The sequence below is a fragment of the Pseudomonas sp. 1121_17 genome (assembly GCF_052850745.1).
This window is the reverse complement of sequence record NZ_VXCX01000024.1, coordinates 1-16,527: the sequence shown is the minus strand read 5'-3', so window position 1 is coordinate 16,527 and position 16,527 is coordinate 1. Positions and strand designations below refer to the sequence as shown.

The 16,527-nt window shown below is 62.8% G+C and carries 17 protein-coding genes; 8 read left to right on the top strand and 9 right to left on the bottom strand.

Going from position 1 to position 16,527, the window contains the following annotated elements; genetic code table 11:
- Window positions 1–111 precede the first annotated feature (111 nt).
- Genes FW789_RS24180 through arsC form a run of 3 tightly spaced genes read right to left on the bottom strand, consistent with a single transcriptional unit; the run spans window position 112 to window position 1,470 of the window.
- Window positions 112–522, bottom strand: coding sequence for a DUF2069 domain-containing protein (locus FW789_RS24180; RefSeq protein WP_150570944.1), 411 nt, complete (start codon window positions 520–522; stop codon window positions 112–114).
- A complete protein-coding gene (gene wrbA / locus FW789_RS24175) occupies window positions 515–1,120 on the bottom strand; it encodes an NAD(P)H:quinone oxidoreductase (protein WP_340613101.1) in 606 nt (201 codons plus the stop codon). Before wrbA ends, FW789_RS24180 begins: the two co-directional genes overlap by 8 nt.
- On the bottom strand, window positions 1,117–1,470 hold the full coding sequence (gene arsC / locus FW789_RS24170) for an arsenate reductase (glutaredoxin) (protein WP_103438292.1): 354 nt from the start codon (window positions 1,468–1,470) through the stop codon (window positions 1,117–1,119). The genes wrbA and arsC overlap by 4 nt, the downstream gene beginning before the upstream one ends.
- 87 nt (window positions 1,471–1,557) lie before the next feature.
- On the opposite strand from arsC, the gene FW789_RS24165 reads away from it, so the two are divergent.
- Window positions 1,558–2,022, top strand: coding sequence for a TlpA disulfide reductase family protein (locus FW789_RS24165; protein WP_340613102.1), 465 nt, complete (start codon window positions 1,558–1,560; stop codon window positions 2,020–2,022).
- Between the two features lie 177 nt (window positions 2,023–2,199).
- Here the strand turns inward: FW789_RS24165 and FW789_RS24160 are convergent, their stop codons facing one another.
- From FW789_RS24160 to FW789_RS24140, 5 genes are all read right to left on the bottom strand, one after another.
- Window positions 2,200–2,430 carry a ubiquitin-like protein gene (locus FW789_RS24160; RefSeq protein WP_340613103.1) on the bottom strand — a complete coding sequence of 77 codons (231 nt, stop codon included), beginning with the start codon at window positions 2,428–2,430 and terminating at the stop codon, window positions 2,200–2,202.
- Between the two features lie 105 nt (window positions 2,431–2,535).
- The gene (locus FW789_RS24155) at window positions 2,536–2,940 is read right to left on the bottom strand and encodes an META domain-containing protein (protein ID WP_101321756.1); all 405 of its coding nucleotides are present in this window, start codon (window positions 2,938–2,940) and stop codon (window positions 2,536–2,538) included.
- Window positions 2,937–3,374: a hypothetical protein gene (locus tag FW789_RS24150; RefSeq protein ID WP_101321755.1), complete on the bottom strand. Its 438-nt coding sequence runs from the start codon at window positions 3,372–3,374 to the stop codon at window positions 2,937–2,939. The genes FW789_RS24155 and FW789_RS24150 overlap by 4 nt, the downstream gene beginning before the upstream one ends.
- Before the next feature lie 31 nt (window positions 3,375–3,405).
- A complete protein-coding gene (locus FW789_RS24145; protein ID WP_446432142.1) occupies window positions 3,406–4,395 on the bottom strand; it encodes a 2-hydroxyacid dehydrogenase in 990 nt (329 codons plus the stop codon).
- A gap of 85 nt (window positions 4,396–4,480) precedes the next feature.
- Window positions 4,481–7,237: a response regulator gene (locus FW789_RS24140; RefSeq protein ID WP_103438290.1), complete on the bottom strand. Its 2,757-nt coding sequence runs from the start codon at window positions 7,235–7,237 to the stop codon at window positions 4,481–4,483.
- Between the two features lie 221 nt (window positions 7,238–7,458).
- Between FW789_RS24140 and FW789_RS24135 the strand changes: the two genes are divergently transcribed.
- The 7 genes from FW789_RS24135 (at window position 7,459) to FW789_RS24105 (ending at window position 15,758) form a co-directional block, all read left to right on the top strand.
- Window positions 7,459–8,172, top strand: a complete 714-nt coding sequence (locus FW789_RS24135; RefSeq protein ID WP_103438289.1) for a response regulator transcription factor — start codon at window positions 7,459–7,461, stop codon at window positions 8,170–8,172.
- A 3-nt stretch (window positions 8,173–8,175) separates the two neighbouring features.
- Complete coding sequence (locus FW789_RS24130; protein WP_207073950.1) at window positions 8,176–9,558, top strand: HAMP domain-containing sensor histidine kinase; 1,383 nt, start codon at window positions 8,176–8,178, stop codon at window positions 9,556–9,558.
- Between the two features lie 90 nt (window positions 9,559–9,648).
- Window positions 9,649–10,548, top strand: coding sequence for a cysteine synthase CysM (gene cysM / locus FW789_RS24125; RefSeq protein ID WP_186701633.1), 900 nt, complete (start codon window positions 9,649–9,651; stop codon window positions 10,546–10,548).
- Entirely contained in the window at window positions 10,548–11,903 is a 1,356-nt protein-coding gene (rlmD, locus tag FW789_RS24120) for a 23S rRNA (uracil(1939)-C(5))-methyltransferase RlmD (RefSeq protein WP_446432141.1), read from the top strand. Before cysM ends, rlmD begins: the two co-directional genes overlap by 1 nt.
- Window positions 11,904–12,002: 99 nt before the next feature.
- Window positions 12,003–14,243, top strand: a complete 2,241-nt coding sequence (gene relA, locus FW789_RS24115; RefSeq protein ID WP_101321749.1) for a GTP diphosphokinase — start codon at window positions 12,003–12,005, stop codon at window positions 14,241–14,243.
- 115 nt (window positions 14,244–14,358) lie between these two features.
- Window positions 14,359–15,192 (top strand): nucleoside triphosphate pyrophosphohydrolase, encoded by an 834-nt coding sequence (gene mazG / locus FW789_RS24110; protein ID WP_186701635.1) that lies wholly within the window; start codon window positions 14,359–14,361, stop codon window positions 15,190–15,192.
- A 26-nt stretch (window positions 15,193–15,218) separates the two neighbouring features.
- The gene (locus FW789_RS24105) at window positions 15,219–15,758 is read left to right on the top strand and encodes a DUF2058 domain-containing protein (RefSeq protein ID WP_101321747.1); all 540 of its coding nucleotides are present in this window, start codon (window positions 15,219–15,221) and stop codon (window positions 15,756–15,758) included.
- Between the two features lie 104 nt (window positions 15,759–15,862).
- Here the strand turns inward: FW789_RS24105 and FW789_RS24100 are convergent, their stop codons facing one another.
- A complete protein-coding gene (locus tag FW789_RS24100; RefSeq protein WP_101321746.1) occupies window positions 15,863–16,042 on the bottom strand; it encodes a hypothetical protein in 180 nt (59 codons plus the stop codon).
- Window positions 16,043–16,527: the final 485 nt, after the last annotated feature.

The window sequence follows — 16,527 nt, the reverse complement described above, 5'->3', positions numbered from 1 at the left end:
TATAGCGCCCGAAGAAGGTGTACAAAATCATTAGGCCAGTTCACCTTGTGTCGCGAAAGGGCTGCGTAGCGGCCCCAGGATTTGTGCTGCACCGCAATTACAAAAAGCGGATCAGCATTCGCCGACAAGGCGCCTTTCATGCTGAAACTTCCAGCGCACGTATAACAGTGCGCTGACAAACAGGCCCAGGCTCACCAGGGTCTCCATCCAGCCAAACAGCGCCCGCGCTGGGTCGAACGCCGCTAGCACGCCTTTGATGAAGTAGATATTGACCACGAAGCAGGTCCACGCATGGGCCCGTGCGCTGCCCATCAGCATGCCTGGCAGCACCAGCAGCAGCGGGATCAATTCGACCGCAAGGATCACCTCGACCCGTGCCCCATGCAGGTTGGCAAACCACAGGTTATTGACCAGCAGCAGGGCGATCAGGCCGACCAGGCAAGCCAGGCTCAGCGCGCGGGTAAGGCGCAGCCGCGGTGCCAGCCAGGCCAGCGCTGGCAGTGGCTTGGCACGCTTAGCCACGCGCGCCACCCAAGGCCTTGGCCGTGCTCGCCAGGCGTTGCCCGAGTGCTCGGCACAGGGCTATTTCGTGGCTGTCCAGCTCGCGCTTGCCGTCGGCGCCGGCATGATGACTGGCGCCGTACGGGGTACCACCACCGCGGGTTTCCAGCAGCGCCGACTCACTGTAGGGCAGGCCGGTGATGAGCATGCCGTGGTGCAGCAGCGGCAGCATCATCGACAGCAGGGTAGTTTCCTGACCACCGTGCAGGCTGGCGGTGGAAGTGAACACTCCGGCCGGCTTGCCGACCAGTTCACCACCCAGCCACAGGCTGCTGGTGCCGTCGAGGAAGTACTTCAGCGGCGCCGCCATGTTGCCGAAGCGGGTCGGGCTGCCGAGGGCAATCCCGGCGCAGTGGCGCAGGTCATCCAGGCTGGCGTACAGCGCACCGCTGGCAGGGATGTCGGGGGCGACTGCTTCGCACTCGGTGGAAATCGCCGGCACGGTCCGCAGGCGCGCTTCCAGGCCAGTCATCTCGACGCCGCGGGCAATATGCCGGGCCATCTCGCTGGTGGAGCCGTGCCGGCTGTAATACAACACCAGGATATAGGGCTCGCTCACGGCAGGATCTCCAGCACTTTTTCCGGTGGGCGGCCAATCACAGCCTTGTCACCGGCCACAAGGATCGGCCGTTCGATCAGTTTGGGATGGGCAACCATTGCCGCGATCAGCTGTGCTTCGGTCAATGCCGGATTGGCCAGCTCAAGGGCTTTGTATTCGTCTTCACCGCTGCGCAGCAGTTGCCGCGCGCTGATGCCGAGCTTGCTCAGCAGCGCCGTCAGGGTAGCGGCATCCGGTGGCGTCTCCAGGTAGCGCACGATGTGTGGAGCAAGGCCGCGTGCTTCGAGCAGCTCGAGGGCGCCGCGGGATTTCGAGCAGCGCGGGTTATGATAGAGAGTCAGATCAGTCATGACGGGTCGCATCCAGCTGGGTGTGGCGGCTATTCTAACCGCTGCGGCTGAATTACAGGTTTGAAATACTTCGAGAAGGATTGACCCATGGCAAAGCGTTTGGCGGCGGCACTGGCCATCACTGCAAGCCTGTTGCTCGGCGGTTGCGGTGCCGATTATGGCGTGGACCAGCACGGCAATACGGTAAAGGCCGAGCAGATCGAGGGGCAGTGGCTGGTGCTCAATTACTGGGCAGAGTGGTGTGGCCCATGCCGTACCGAAATCCCCGAACTGAATGCCGCCGCCAAGCAGTGGCAGGCTGATGGCATCAAAGTGATCGGGGTCAACTACGACGGGTTGCAGGGCGACGATCTCAAGCAAGCCTCGCAAACCCTGGGCATCGACTTCACCGTGCTCGCCCAGGACCCGGCCGAGCGCTACGAGCTGCCGCGCAGCGAAGCCTTGCCGGTGACCTACATCATCGACGATAAGGGCAAGGTGCGTGAACAGCTGCTCGGCGAGCAGACCCTGGAAGGGTTGCGAGAGAAGATTAAAACGCTCAAAAGGTTGTGAACCCCCCGCTTGATGGCAGGCCTGCAACTGGCAAACATACTAGTTCAGAAGTCTGTCGAACCCGGCCTTTTGCTACAAGGCAGGCCGCTGTCGTTGGCTTGTGTCATCAGTGACCCAAGCGCGACGGCGGCTTCCTTTAAAGACAGAGGCGTTGTGTTCTGAGGAGCCACTGATCGATCATTTTACGTGCAGGCGAAACACCAAGTGGAGAGTGGCCCCACTTTGAACGTTGTAATCACTGAGCGTTTTATTATCGTCAAGTTGTTGACCGCTGAAGATGAGCCGTTGTTGCTCTTTCGGAAAACCCTCCTGTTCCTCAATCTTTGCCTTTACCGCCAGAGTGGTAAAGGACGGCTCAACATCCAAGGCGAGTTCTTTATCTGTCAAGGTTTTAACAAAAATTTGCATGGCAACGCCCTCATATTCGTGGCCCTCAGTATCAGGCCACCAAGAGGTCCTCTCAACTGGCAGAAATATCAGGTACCGCTCTCTGCGCTGAGTGAAATCTGCTGTTCAGCTTTCTTCAGGCCAGAAGCGCAGCGGCTTGCCTTCAGCCGGCCAGAAACGGATCTGCTCGATTGCCGACACATCCCAGCGCTGCACGGTCTCCAGCGCCTGCAGGAAGCGCTGCTCCTGTTCCATCAGCGCGGGCGCGCAAAGCTTGCGGGTCTTGCCGACCTTGCCGAAGCTGAGCTCGTCACCCTTGAGGGTGTATGGCGCAAACCAGTGGTTGCAGCCGGCATTGCCATAGGCGCGGCCGTCTTCACCCAAGGTCAGGGTCAGGTTGCTGTAATCCATCAGCGGGCGCTCACCGATCCACTCCAGCACATAGCCTTGGTCCTGGCGCAGCGCTGACGGCTGCGAGGCGCAGCCCAGCAAGCTGCCGGCGATCAACAGCGCGCTCAGCAGGTTTTTCACTGGGCGCTCTCCTGGCAGCGTGGGCACACATGCTTGTCGCCCTTGCTGGCCCAACCCAATGCCGCTACGCGCTCACTGGCGGCTGGCTTGTGGCCTTTGCTGCCGAGCTTGGCGTCCACGGCAAATTCGAAGTCGAGCACGGCTTCACAGCTGTCGCACTTGATCTGCCAGTTGAGAATCGCCAGCTCCTTGAACGCCGGGCCGCTGGCCACGGCAACCCACTGGCCGCTCGGGTTGATCAGGTGGCGCACGCTTTCGACGGTCAGGCGCATGCTCAGGTCTTTGCTGCCCTTGAGCGTCACCAGCAGGACATCGTCCTTCTGGATCGAACCACCGTTACCGGTCACCTGGTAGCGCCCCGGCACCAGCGCGCGGCATTCGATCAGGGTGTGTTGCGGGTTGAATAGGGTATAGCGGAAATCGTGCTCGACCATGGGTCCTCCAGAAATGCCGCGTATCCTAGCATCAACTTGCGAGCAGATTCTGCGGCTTGCCTGCCGCCCAGCAGATGATGTTGTCCAGGGTGGTGTTGGCGATCGCCTGCAGCGCCTCATGGGTGAGGAAAGCCTGGTGGGCGGTGATGATCACATTGGGGAAGGTCAGCAGCCGCGCCAGCACGTCATCCTGCAGCGGCTGGTCGGAGCGGTCTTCGAAAAACAGCTGGGCTTCTTCTTCGTAGACGTCCAGGCCCAGATAACCCAGCTGGCCACTCTTGAGCGCATCAATCAGGGCCGGGGTGTCGACCAGCGCGCCGCGGCCGGTATTGATCAGCATGGCGCCGGGGTGCAGCGCCGCCAGGCTCTGGGCATTGATCAGGTGCCGGGTATGCTCGGTCAGCGGGCAGTGCAGGCTGACGATGCGCGCCTGGGCCAGCAGCTCGGGCAGCTCCAGATAACGCGCGCCAAGGGCGAGCATGTCCGGGTTGGGGTAGGGGTCATACGCCAGCAACTGGCAGCCGAAGCCGGCCATGATCCGGGCGAAGGCCAGGCCGATCTGGCCGGTGCCGATCACCCCGACGGTCTTGCCGTGCAGGTCGAAGCCGGTCAGGCCATGCAGGGTGAAGTCGCCTTCGCGGGTGCGGTTGTAGGCCCGGTGCAGGCGCCGGTTGAGGGCCATGATCAGCGCTACGGCGTGCTCGGCCACCGCGTGCGGTGAGTAAGCCGGGACCCGCACCACAGCCAGGCCCAGGCACGCGGCTGCGGCCAGGTCGACATGGTTGTAGCCGGCAGAACGCAGCGCGATCAGGCGCGTGCCGCCGGCCGCCAGGCGCTCCAGCACGTCGCTGTGCAGCTCGTCGTTGATGAACGCGCAGACCACTTCGTAGCCATCGGCCAGCGGCGCGGTGTCGACGGTCAGGCGCGCAGACTGATAGTGAAGGTCCAGGTCGCTGTCGCGGCATACCTGGCTGAAGCTTTCCTGGTCGTAGTGCTGGCTGCTGAACAAGAGAATGCGCATGGCAGAGGTCCTTTGCGGCTGAGCAGGGCAGTGTAGCCAGCCTGGCGTGGGGCGTATTGACCCAGGCCAGCGTAGCTGGCGCGGGTCACACGCTCAGCTGAGCCTGCTCGGCTAACCGTTCGATAGCCTGGTCGAGTTCATCAAGCGCCTGCATGGCCTGCGGGCTGTCCTGCTTGAGCAGGGTTTCACTGCGCTGGCAGGCCGCACGCAACTGCGGCACGCCGCAGTAGCGCGAGGCGCCATTGAGGCGATGTACCCGCTCGATCATCGCCTCGCGATCACCCGCCACCCGCGCCACCTGAATGGCTACGCGATCAGACTCCAGCGAATCGAGCAACATGCGCAGCATGTCCGCTGCCAGATCAGCCTTGCCGGCTGCCAGGCGCAAGCCTTCTTCGGGGTCGAGCACCTTCAGCTCGCTGCTTTCCGGCAATCGCTCCAGCGGCTGCTCCTGCTGCGGTGGGGCCAGGTTGAGGCCGGTCCATTTCATCACCACCTGGGCCAGCTGGCGCTCGCTGATCGGCTTGGTCAGGTAGTCATCCATGCCGCTGTGCAGCAGGGCACGTTTCTCGTTGGCCATGGCATGCGCGGTAAGGGCGACGATGGGCAGCGGGTTGCCGGTCTGGCCGCTTTCCCACCTGCGGATCTGCTCGGTGCAAGCGCGGCCGTCCATGCCCGGCATCTGCACGTCCATCAGCACCAGATCGAACGCTTCGTCCTGCACCGCCTCGACCGCGGCATAGCCGTTGTCGACCGCCAGCACTTCGGCGCCGAGGCCCTCGAGCAGTGTCTGTACCAGCAGCAGGTTGGCTGGGTTGTCGTCGACGCAGAGGATCTTCGGCATGCGCTGGCTGCCCGGCATACGCACTTCGCTCAGCTGCCGGCGCGGCTGGATCAGCTCCAGCAGCAGCCGGCGCAGCTTGCGCGTGCAGGTAGGCTTGGACAGCAGCTGGCCGTGCGGGTTGGGCAAGCTGGGATGATACAAGCCCTGCTCGGTGGTCGGGCAGAGCACCACGCACAGGCATTGCAGGCGTTCCAGCTGCTGGTTGTACTGGCCGAGCAGCTCGGGCGAGAGGTTGTTCAGGTTGGCGCCGAGCACGGCAAATTCGAACGGTTGCCCGGCCTGATGGGCGGCTTGCACGCCTTGCACCAGTTGCTCGAACGAGGCGAATACGCTGACACTCAAGCCGCAGTCCTGCAGCTGGTGCTCCAGCGCCTGGCGGGCCAGCTCATGGCCGTCGACGATGGCCGCACGGCGACCCAGCAGCGCTTGCAGCGGCAGTTCCGAGCCATCGTCGTGGGCCTTGGGCAGATTGAGGCTGATCCAGAACTGCGAGCCCTCGCCGGGCGCGCTGTCGACGCCGATTTCGCCGCCCATCTGCTCGATCAGGCGCTTGGAGATGACTAGCCCAAGGCCGGTACCGCCGGGCTGGCGCGACAAGGAGTTGTCGGCCTGGCTGAAAGCCTGGAACAGCGTGCGCACGTCCTGCGGGGTAAGGCCAATGCCGCTGTCCTGCACGCTGATGCGCAGCTGCACATGTTCACCCTGTTCGTCTTCGAGCATCGCCCGCACGACGATAGTGCCTTCGCGGGTGAACTTGATCGCGTTGCTGACCAGGTTGGTGAGGATCTGCTTCAAGCGCAGCGGGTCACCGATCAGCGACAGCGGCGTATCCCGATAGACCAGGCTGAGCAGCTCGAGCTGTTTGGCGTGGGCGGCTGGGGCGAGAATGGTCAAGGTGTCCTGGATCAGGTCACGCAGGTTGAACGGGATGCTGTCGAGCACCAGCTTGCCGGCCTCGATCTTGGAGAAATCGAGTATCTCGTTGATGATCCCCAGCAGGTTGTCGGCAGACTGCTCGATGGTGCCGAGATAATCCAGCTGACGCGGCGCCAGTTCGCTCTTCTGCAGCAGATGGGTAAAGCCGAGGATGCCGTTGAGCGGGGTGCGGATCTCGTGGCTCATGTTGGCGAGGAACTCGGACTTGATCCGGCTGGCCTCGAGGGCCTCCTTGCGTGCCATGTCCAGCTCGATGTTCTGGATTTCGATGGTTTCCAGGTTCTGGCGCACGTCTTCGGTGGCCTGGTCGATGCTGTGCTGCAATTCTTCATGGGCGCTGTGCAGGGTCTCGGCCATGCGGTTGATGCCAGCCGCCAGCTCGTCCAGCTCATGGCTGCCCATGGCCGGCAGGCGCGCTTCGAGGTTGCCGTCCTTGAGCTGAGTGACCGCCTCCTTGATCCGCCTGATCGGGTCGTTGATGGTGCGGCTCATGCGCAGGGCGACCAGTGCGGTCACGATCAGGCAGGCGAGAATCAGCAGCACGCTGGTGAACAGGTTGCGGTAACCGCGCAGCAGGGTGCCGTCATGCGACAGCTCGATTTCCACCCAGCCGAGCAGGCGCTCGGCTTCAGCCGGCACTGCGTCAGCGGCCAGGTCGCGGTGATGGCCGAACACCGGCATCAGGTAGCGGGTGGCGTCATTGCCAGTGCGTTGCAGCAATTGGGTGCCGCTGCCGCCGCTGGGCGGCTGGTTGAGCATGCTCGGCCCGGCATGGGCCAGCTGGGTGCGCTGTGGGGTCAGGAACACCACCGCGCGCACGTCGCTTTGCTCCAGCGCCTGGCCGGCAATCCTTTCCAGCTGGTCAGTGGCATGGCGGGCGAGGGCGGGCGCCGCCAGCGGCGCCAGTTGTTCGGCAATCATCTTGCCGCGCTGGAGCAACTGGGTACGCAGCTCGTTTTGTTGCAGCCAGGTGAAATAGATGCCCAGCACCAGTGCCATCAAGGTAGCCGGCAGCAGCGCCAGCAACATGACCCGGCTTCTGATTCCCAAACGATCGAGCACACTCGCCTCCTGTGATGTGCCTGATGGCCGTCGCCGAGCGGGACGGAATAGTTGCCGAACGTTACTCCGGCTGCGGGCGTAAAGCGATCATTTCAGCGCCCCAGGCGGGCTGGCAGGCTGCGCTTGCAGCCGGAGGCGCTAATGGTTTGGTCGTAATCCAGTTGCCTAGCCTTGAGTTACTGGCCAATAATCGCGTAATTGAGAATCAATGCCAGAAGCCAATGAATCCCGTAGCCATTCACCACTCAAACATTCTCGCCATCGAAGACGACCCGGTCCTCGGCGCCTACCTGCACGAAGAATTGCAGCGCGGTGGGTTTCAGGTGACCTGGTGCCGCAACGGCCTTGACGGTCTGGAAACAGCAGGCCGGCAGGTGTTCGATGTGGTCCTGATGGATATCCTCCTGCCGGGGCTGAACGGCCTCGATGCACTCGCGCAGCTGCGACGCAAAAGCGCTACGCCAGTGATCCTGATGTCGGCCCTGGGCGCTGAAGCGGACCGTATCACCGGCTTTCAGCGCGGCGCCGATGACTATCTGCCCAAGCCCTTCAGCATGGCCGAGTTGCAGGTGCGCATCGAGGCGATCCTGCGCCGGGTTGAGCTGGAGCGCCGGCGCCAGGCACCGCAACCTGTCGATCCAGGCGAGCTGCGCTTTGATGACGCTATCAGCGATGTTTGCCTCGGCTCCAACTGGGCCGGCCTGACCCCCAGCGAATATCGCCTGCTGGACACCCTCTACCGCAGTCCGGACGAGGTGCTGAGCAAGCCCCTGCTGTATCAGCAAGTGTTGCAGCGGGGTTACTCCCGCCACGATCGCAGCCTGGACATGCACGTCAGTCAGATCCGCCGCAAGCTCAAGGCGGTCGGTTACCACGAGCGGCAGATCGTCACCGTTTGGGGCAAAGGTTATGTGCTCAGCGCCGGCGAGGGCTGAACCATGCTCGATCGACACTCGTTGTTCTGGCGCCTGGCGATTTTGCTGGTGGGCTTTTGCCTGTTGATGATCGGCCTGAGCTACAGCTGGGGCCGCTACATGGAAACCCAGAACGCATTTCTTTCCAAGCCCGCCCAGCAACTGCTGCAGGCCTACGCGGTCGAGGCTGAGCAGGCCTGGCACGAGGGCGGCCAGGCCGGCATCGATCAATGGTTGCAAGGCATGCGCGCCCGTGAGCAGGGCTTTGTCGGCGTCATCAACAGCCACCTGCACAGCTTGAGCAGCATCCCGCTGACGGCCGAACAGACCCAGCGCCTGACCCGCCTGCGCCAGGTCGACTGGCCGATGAGCCGACGCAGTGTCGATCAACCGTGGCTGCGCTTGCCGTTCACCGACCCCGCCGCGCAGGCCATGCTGGTCATCGAATTGCCCAAGCGGCTCAATCCTGGACAGTACCTGTGGCTGTGGCGGATCCTGATCAACGGCGTGATTCCCGGCCTCTTCACCTTGCTCCTGTGCGTCGGCTTGTACCGCATGCTGATCGTGCCGTTGAACCAGCTGCGCGAGCAGGCCAATGCCTGGCGCGCCGATCAGCTCACGGCGCGGCTGGACGCGACCACCATGGGCCGGCATGACGAGCTGGGTGAGCTGGCGCGTGCCTTCGACCAGATGGCCGAGCGCCTTCAAGGCACAGTGGCCTTGCAGCAACAACTGCTGCGCGACCTGTCCCACGAAATGCGCACGCCGCTGAGCCGCCTGCGGGTGGCCGGCGATGGCGAGGCTGACCTTGGGCGCCTGCGCGAGCGCGTCACGCGGGAGGTCGATTGCATGCAGCAACTGGTCGAAGACACCCTGCAACTGGCCTGGCAGGACGCCGAACGGGCGCCGATGAACCTCGAACCGATCCAGCTGCAGGCGCTGTGGGACATGCTCGCCGAGGATGCCTGCTACGAAAGCGCCTGGCAGCCTGCACGTCTGCGCTGTGAATTGCCGGCCACTTGCTGGGTGCAGGGCAACCTCAACCATTTGGCTCAGGCCGTGGAAAACCTGCTGCGTAATGCCATTCGTCATTCGCCTGGCGACGGCGTGATCACCCTCGGCGGCCGGCGTGAGGGCAGTTACTGGCGGATCTGGCTGGAAGACCAGGGCGGCGGCGTGGCCGAGGACGATCTGGAGCGTATCTTCGCGCCGTTTTCGCGGCTGGACGGATCGCGCCCCGGCGACGGCGGTTTTGGCCTCGGCCTGAGCATCGCCCGCGGCGCCATTCAACGCCAGGGCGGGACGCTGTGGGCCGAGAACGGCAAACGCGGCCTGCGCCTGTGCATGCGCCTGCCTGCACACGTCGAAGCGAGCGAATCGGCGCCGGCACAGCTGCTATATAGCTGACAGCTATATCGACCACAGATTGCGTGATATGGCCGGCAAGGGAATGCCGGTATGATAGGCGCCCCTGTCGTTTTGATTGCGAAAGACACCATGACTCTGCAGTACCCAACCATCGCCGATTGCGTCGGCAATACGCCTCTGGTTCGCCTGCAGCGCCTCGCAGGTGCGACCAGCAATACCTTGTTGCTCAAGCTCGAAGGCAACAATCCGGCCGGCTCGGTCAAGGACCGCCCGGCACTGTCGATGATCACCCGCGCCGAATTGCGCAACCAGATCAAGCCCGGTGACAGCCTGATCGAAGCGACCTCCGGTAACACCGGCATCGCCCTGGCCATGGCTGCGGCGATCAAGGGCTACAAAATGATCCTGATCATGCCCGACAACTCCACTGCCGAGCGCAAGGCAGCCATGACCGCGTATGGCGCCGAGTTGATTCTGGTGAGCAAGGAAGAGGGCATGGAAGGCGCCCGCGATCTGGCCGAAAAGCTTCAGGCCGAAGGCCGCGGGTTGATCCTCGATCAGTTCGCCAACGGCGACAACCCGTTGGCCCACTACACCAGCACCGGCCCGGAGATCTGGCAGCAGACCCAGGGCAGCGTCACTCATTTCATCAGTTCGATGGGCACCACCGGCACCATCATGGGCTGCTCGCAGTACCTCAAGGAGCAGAACCCGGCGGTGCAGATCGTTGGTCTGCAGCCCATGGACGGCTCATCGATCCCCGGCATCCGGCGCTGGCCTGAGGAATATCTGCCGAAGATATTCGACGCCACTCGAGTTGATCAGGTGATCGACATGTCCCAGGCTGAAGCTGAACACGTCACCCGCCGCCTTGCCCGTGAAGAGGGCATTTTCTGCGGTGTGTCCTCTGGTGGTGCGGTGGCCGGCATGTTGCGCCTGTCGCAGCAGGTGGAAAACGCCGTGATGGTCGCGATCGTCTGCGACCGCGGTGATCGTTATCTTTCCACTGGCCTGTTCGACGCGACCTGATGACCAAGAAAAGTAAAGGCGGCCTGCGCTTCCAACCGGCCGGCGGCGATCGTGCTGCGCAAGTTCCCGTAGGCAAGAAGCAGCGCCTGGACATTGAGCGCCTGGCCGGTGATGGCCGCGGCATCAGTTTTCATGAAGGGCGTACGTGGTTCGTCAGCGGCGCCCTGGCCGGCGAAGCGGTCGAAGCGCGGGTGCTTGGTGCCCGTGGCAAGATCGTCGATGCGCGCCTTGAGCGGGTCCTGCAAGCCAGCCCCGAGCGGCGCCCGGCGCCGTGCCGGCACTATGATCGTTGTGGCGGCTGCAACCTGCAGCACTTGCCGCACGCCGAGCAGCTGGCGCTCAAGCAGCGCATGCTTGCCGAGCAGTTGCAGCGGGTGGCCGGGATCCAGCCAGAGCAATGGGCAGCGCCGTTGTCCGGGCCTGAATTCGGCTACCGCCGACGCGCGCGGATTGCCGTGCGCTGGGACGTCAAGAACCGTCAGCTGGAAGTCGGTTTCCGTGCCGAGGCCAGCCAGGCGATCATCGCCATCGACGAATGCCCGGTGCTGGTACAGCCCTTGCAAACGATCCTGCGGCATTTGCCGACGGTGTTGCGCAGCCTGAACAAACCGCAGACGCTGGGCCATGTCGAGTTGTTCAGCGGCAGCGCCGAGGCCGTCTTGCTGCGCCATGTGGCGCCGCTGCCGGAAGACGACCTTGCACGGCTGCAGGCCTTCTGCAAAGAGGCGGGCGCCCAGCTATGGTTGCAAGGGGAGGGTGAGCCTGCGCCGGTCGAGGCCGGGCAGAGCCTCGGTTTCACTTTGCAGCCGTGGCAGATGCAGCTAGCGTGGCGCCCGGGCGATTTTGTTCAGGTCAACGCCCAGGTCAATGCGGCCATGATCGAGCAGGCCCTGGCCTGGCTCGCACCGCAGCCTGACGAGCGTGTGCTGGACCTGTTCTGCGGCCTGGGCAACTTTGCCCTGCCGCTGGCCAGGCAGGCCCGCGAAGTGGTGGCGGTGGAAGGCGTGCAGGCGATGGTCGAGCGGGCGGCAGCCAATGCTCGTGACAATAATGTGCATAACGCGGCGTTTTTTCAGGCCGATTTATCTCAACCTCTGGCAGGTGCCGAATGGGCCGCCGAGGGTTTTTCTGCGGTACTCTTGGACCCACCGCGCGACGGTGCTTACGAGGTGGTGCAAGGCATCGCCCGCCTCAAGGCCAAGCGGCTGGTGTATGTCTCGTGTAACCCGGCGACGCTGGCGCGTGACGCGCAGGTGCTGGTCGCCCAAGGGTACCGGTTAACAAGGGCCGGGATTCTCGACATGTTTCCTCAGACGGCGCATGTCGAAGCCATGGCGTTATTCGAAGTGGGCTAGCCAACGCTGGCCCTCTTGGTGCGGCTTCCAGGGAATGGTAGGCGCACGGTGATTGTCAGTGCGGCCATGGGCTGCGCTGTATGGAAAGGTAAAGCAAAGATGGTACAGGTGAGAGTGCACCAGCCGGTCAACAGCGACGGCAGTATCAATCTCGAAGCGTGGCTGGATCATGTGGTGAGCGTCGATTCGGCGCTGGACCGGGTGAACCTGAAAGAAGCCTGCGAGTTCGCCCAGGAAGTCGAGAAGAAGGGCAACCCGGCCAAGCATTCGTGGGCGGACGGTACGTCCAGTTTCCAGGCGGGCCTGGAGATCGCCGAGATCCTCGCCGATCTCAAACTCGACCAGGATTCGCTGGTCGCGGCGGTGATCTACCGCGCGGTACGTGAAGGCAAGGTCACCCTGGCCGAGGTCGGTCAACGCTTTGGCCCGGTAGTGTCGAAGCTGATCGACGGCGTGCTGCGCATGGCCGCCATCAGTGCCAGCCTGAGCCCGCGCCAGTCGCTGGTGCTCGGTTCGCAGGCGCAGGTCGAAAACCTGCGCAAGATGCTCGTGGCCATGGTCGACGACGTCCGCGTCGCCCTGATCAAACTGGCCGAGCGCACCTGCGCGATTCGTGCGGTGAAAGCCGCCGATGAAGAAAAACGCCTGCGCGTGGCCCGCGAGGTGTTCGACATCTATGCGCCACTGGCGCACCGGCTGGGTATCGGGCATATCAAGTGGGAGCTGGAGGACCTGTCCTTCCGCTATCTTGAGCCTGACCAGTACAAACAGATCGCCAAGCTCCTGCACGAACGCCGGCTGGACCGCGAGCGCTTCATCAACGATGTGATGAACCAGCTGCAGAACGAGTTGCTGGCCACCGGCGTCAACGCCGATATCAGTGGCCGGGCGAAACATATCTATTCGATCTGGCGCAAGATGCAGCGCAAAGGCCTGGAGTTCAGCCAGATCTACGATGTGCGCGCCGTGCGCGTGCTGGTCCCGGAGATCCGCGACTGCTACACCGCACTGGGCATCGTCCACACCCTCTGGCGGCACATTCCCAAGGAGTTCGACGACTACATCGCCAACCCAAAGGAAAACGGCTACCGCTCCCTGCACACCGCAGTGATCGGCCCGGAGGGCAAGGTGCTCGAGGTGCAGATCCGCACTCACGGCATGCACGAAGAAGCCGAGCTCGGCGTCTGCGCGCATTGGCGTTACAAGGGCACCGACGTCAAGGCCAGCTCCAACCACTACGAAGAAAAGATTTCCTGGCTGCGCCAGGTGCTGGAGTGGCACGAAGAACTGGGCGACATCGGCGGCCTGGCCGAGCAGCTACGTGTCGATATCGAGCCTGACCGGGTGTATATCTTTACCCCCGACGGCCACGCTATCGACCTGCCCAAGGGCTCGACGCCGTTGGACTTCGCCTACCGCGTGCACACCGAGATCGGCCACAACTGCCGTGGCGCCAAGATCAACGGCCGCATCGTGCCGCTCAACTACAGCCTGCAGACCGGTGAGCAGGTCGAGATCATCACCAGCAAGCACGGCAGCCCAAGCCGCGACTGGCTGAACTCGAACCTTGGCTACGTCACCACCTCGCGTGCACGGGCGAAGATTGTCCATTGGTTCAAGCTGCAGGCGCGCGATCAGAACGTCGCCGCCGGCAAGACCCTGATCGAGCGCGAACTGAGCAGGCTCGGCCTGCCTCAGGTCGATTTCGATCGGTTGGCCGAAAAAGCCAACGTGAAAACCGCCGAAGACCTGTTTGCCGCCCTCGGTGCCGGTGACCTGCGCCTGGCGCATCTGGTCAACGCAGCCCAGCAGTTGCTTGAGCCGGAACGGATCGAGCAGATCGAGCTGACACCGCGCAAGCCGTCTGGCGTGCGTAACGGCAAGCGTGCCGATATCCAGATCCAGGGTGTCGGCAACCTGTTGACGCAGATGGCCGGCTGCTGCCAGCCGCTGCCCGGCGAGGCGATCGTCGGCTATATCACCCAGGGCCGCGGCGTGACCATTCACCGCCAGGACTGCGCTTCGGTGCTGCAACTGAGCGGGCGTGAGCCGGAGCGGATCATCCAGGTCAGTTGGGGCCCGGTGCCGGTGCTGACCTACCCGGTCGACATCATCATCCGCGCCTACGACCGCCCAGGCCTGCTGCGGGATGTGTCGCAGGTGCTGCTCAACGAGAAGATCAACGTGCTGGCGGTCAACACCCGCTCGAACAAGGAAGACAACACCGCCTTGATGTCGCTGACCATCGAAATCCCCGGTCTGGATGCCCTCGGGCGTCTGCTCGGGCGGATTTCGCAGTTGCCCAACATCATCGAGACGCGGCGTAACCGTACCCCTTGAAACCGCGGTGAGCCCTTCGCGGGTTATCCCGCTCCCACAGGTCGATCAGGGCCCTGGGAGCGGGCTTACCGGGACGCCGGACCGCCGCGAAAAGAGCGCAACCGAAGGACCTGCCATGACTTACACCCTTGAAGACCTGCTGCACCTCATGGCCCGTCTGCGTGACCCGCAGCATGGCTGCCCATGGGACTTGAAGCAGGACTACGCAAGCATCGTCCAACACACCATCGAAGAAGCCTACGAGGTGGCCGACACCATCGAGCGGGGCGACTTCGCCCACCTGCAAGGTGAACTCGGCGACCTGCTGTTCCAGGTTGTTTACTACAGCCAGCTGGCCCGCGAAGAAGGCCGTTTCGAGTTTGCCGGCGTGGTCGACGGCATCACCCGCAAGCTGATCCGCCGCCACCCGCATGTGTTCCCCACCGGCGAGCTGTACGCGCCGCTGGACACGCCGAGCCTGAGCGAAGCCCAGGTCAAGTTGCGCTGGGAAGAGATCAAGGCCCAGGAGCGCGCCGAACACAGCGTGCCCGAGCAGTTGTCATTGCTTGACGACGTTCCCGCGGCCTTGCCGGCTTTGTCGCGTGCCGCCAAGCTGCAAAAGCGCACGGCCACGGTCGGTTTCGACTGGCCCGACCCGCTGCCGGTGCTGGACAAGGTCCGTGAAGAGCTGGATGAAGTGCTGCAGGCCATGGCGGATAATGACGCCGATGCATTGGAAGACGAGATCGGTGACCTGCTGTTTGCCACGGTCAACCTCGCCCGCCATCTCAAGCAAGACCCGGAAAACGCCCTGCGTCGCGCCAATCGCAAGTTCGAGCGGCGCTTTCGCTTCATCGAACAGGCCTTGCGCGACAGCGGCAAGCCTATCGAATCCTGTAACCTTGATGAATTGGACGCCCTTTGGGGTGAAGCCAAACGCCAAGAAAAGAACCTGCCCAGCTGCGGCTGAGCTGTTGCATAAGTGAGTGAACATCCATGAGCCTTTCCCTTCGCGACCAATTGCTCAAGGCCGGTCTGGTTAACCAGAAGCAGGTCCAGCAGACCAACAAAGCAGAAAAGAAACAGAAGCGCCTGGAACAAAAAGGCCAGGTCGAGGTGGACGACACCCAGCAGCGTCTGGCCAAAGAGGCCATGGCGGAAAAAGCCAAGCGTGATCAGGAGCTGAATCGCCAGCAGCAGGAGAAGGCTGAGCAAAAGGCCCGGGCGGCGCAGGTCAAACAGTTGATCGAGGCGACCCGCCTGCCCAAGTTGACCACCGAGGATTACTACAATTTCGTTGACGACAAGAAGGTCAAGCGAATTGCGGTGAACGCGCTGATGCGCAGCAAACTGAGCAATGGCTCGTTGGCTGTAGTGGCGTTGGGTGGGGGTTATGAGGTGATTCCGCGGGAGGCGGCGGTGAAGATTCAGGAGCGTGATCCTGGGCGGATTCTGTTGCTCAACACGCATGTCGAGGAGGCCGATGAGGATGATCCGTATGCGGCTTACAAGATTCCTGATGATTTGATGTGGTAACCCCCGTCACGGGTGGTGTCTTTAGTTACAAAGGGCTGCTTGGCAGCCCTTTTTCATGCGGCGCCTGGTGGGGAAACTGCCAGGCGCGTTGATCGATACAGGGGCTATTGCTGGCGCTGGTTCTCGAGGGTTTCGAGTTCGGCGCGGTATTGCTGGGCTTCGTGTTCCTGGTGGAACATGCCGACCAGTTCGCCTTGCTGGTGGACGTCCCAGATCCGCACACCGGCGGCCAGGCCTTCATGGGACATTTTCGATTCGTCGCGTTCGGTTACTTGGACTGTCATCGTTGAAAACTCCACTTTGAGTTGGCTGCGGCAGAGTGTCGCAGGACTTAGTTATAGGGTTTATTAGCAGGCTAAGTAAATAAACTCGGCATGAAGGATTTTTCATCGACCCAGGGTCGCGCGCTTTCTGAGCAGCCTTGCCGGGCGCAGGGCCGGTCGGAAGCGGCTACGCAGCGTCCTTGGCTATCTCTGAGCTACTTACTGTTGCTGTGGGCAGCGCTGGCTTTGGTTCCTGTGCGGCGGGATCAGGCGTCCGGCTGGGCAGCACTTTGCCTTAGGTAGCGAACTTTCCTACACCCTTATCAGAAAACGTCTAGGTCCCTGAAAAGCGTCAGCTCGGTATGGTTGGCAGGCAAAAAAAGCCGTGAAAAAACGCGGCCCGCCCCCCGCCCCGTCGGCAACTCATCGACCCCATCGGCGACGCTTGCAGACGCTGAAAAGGACGCCACCATGATCAGCATGGACAAGCTCTTCGCTATTAATCA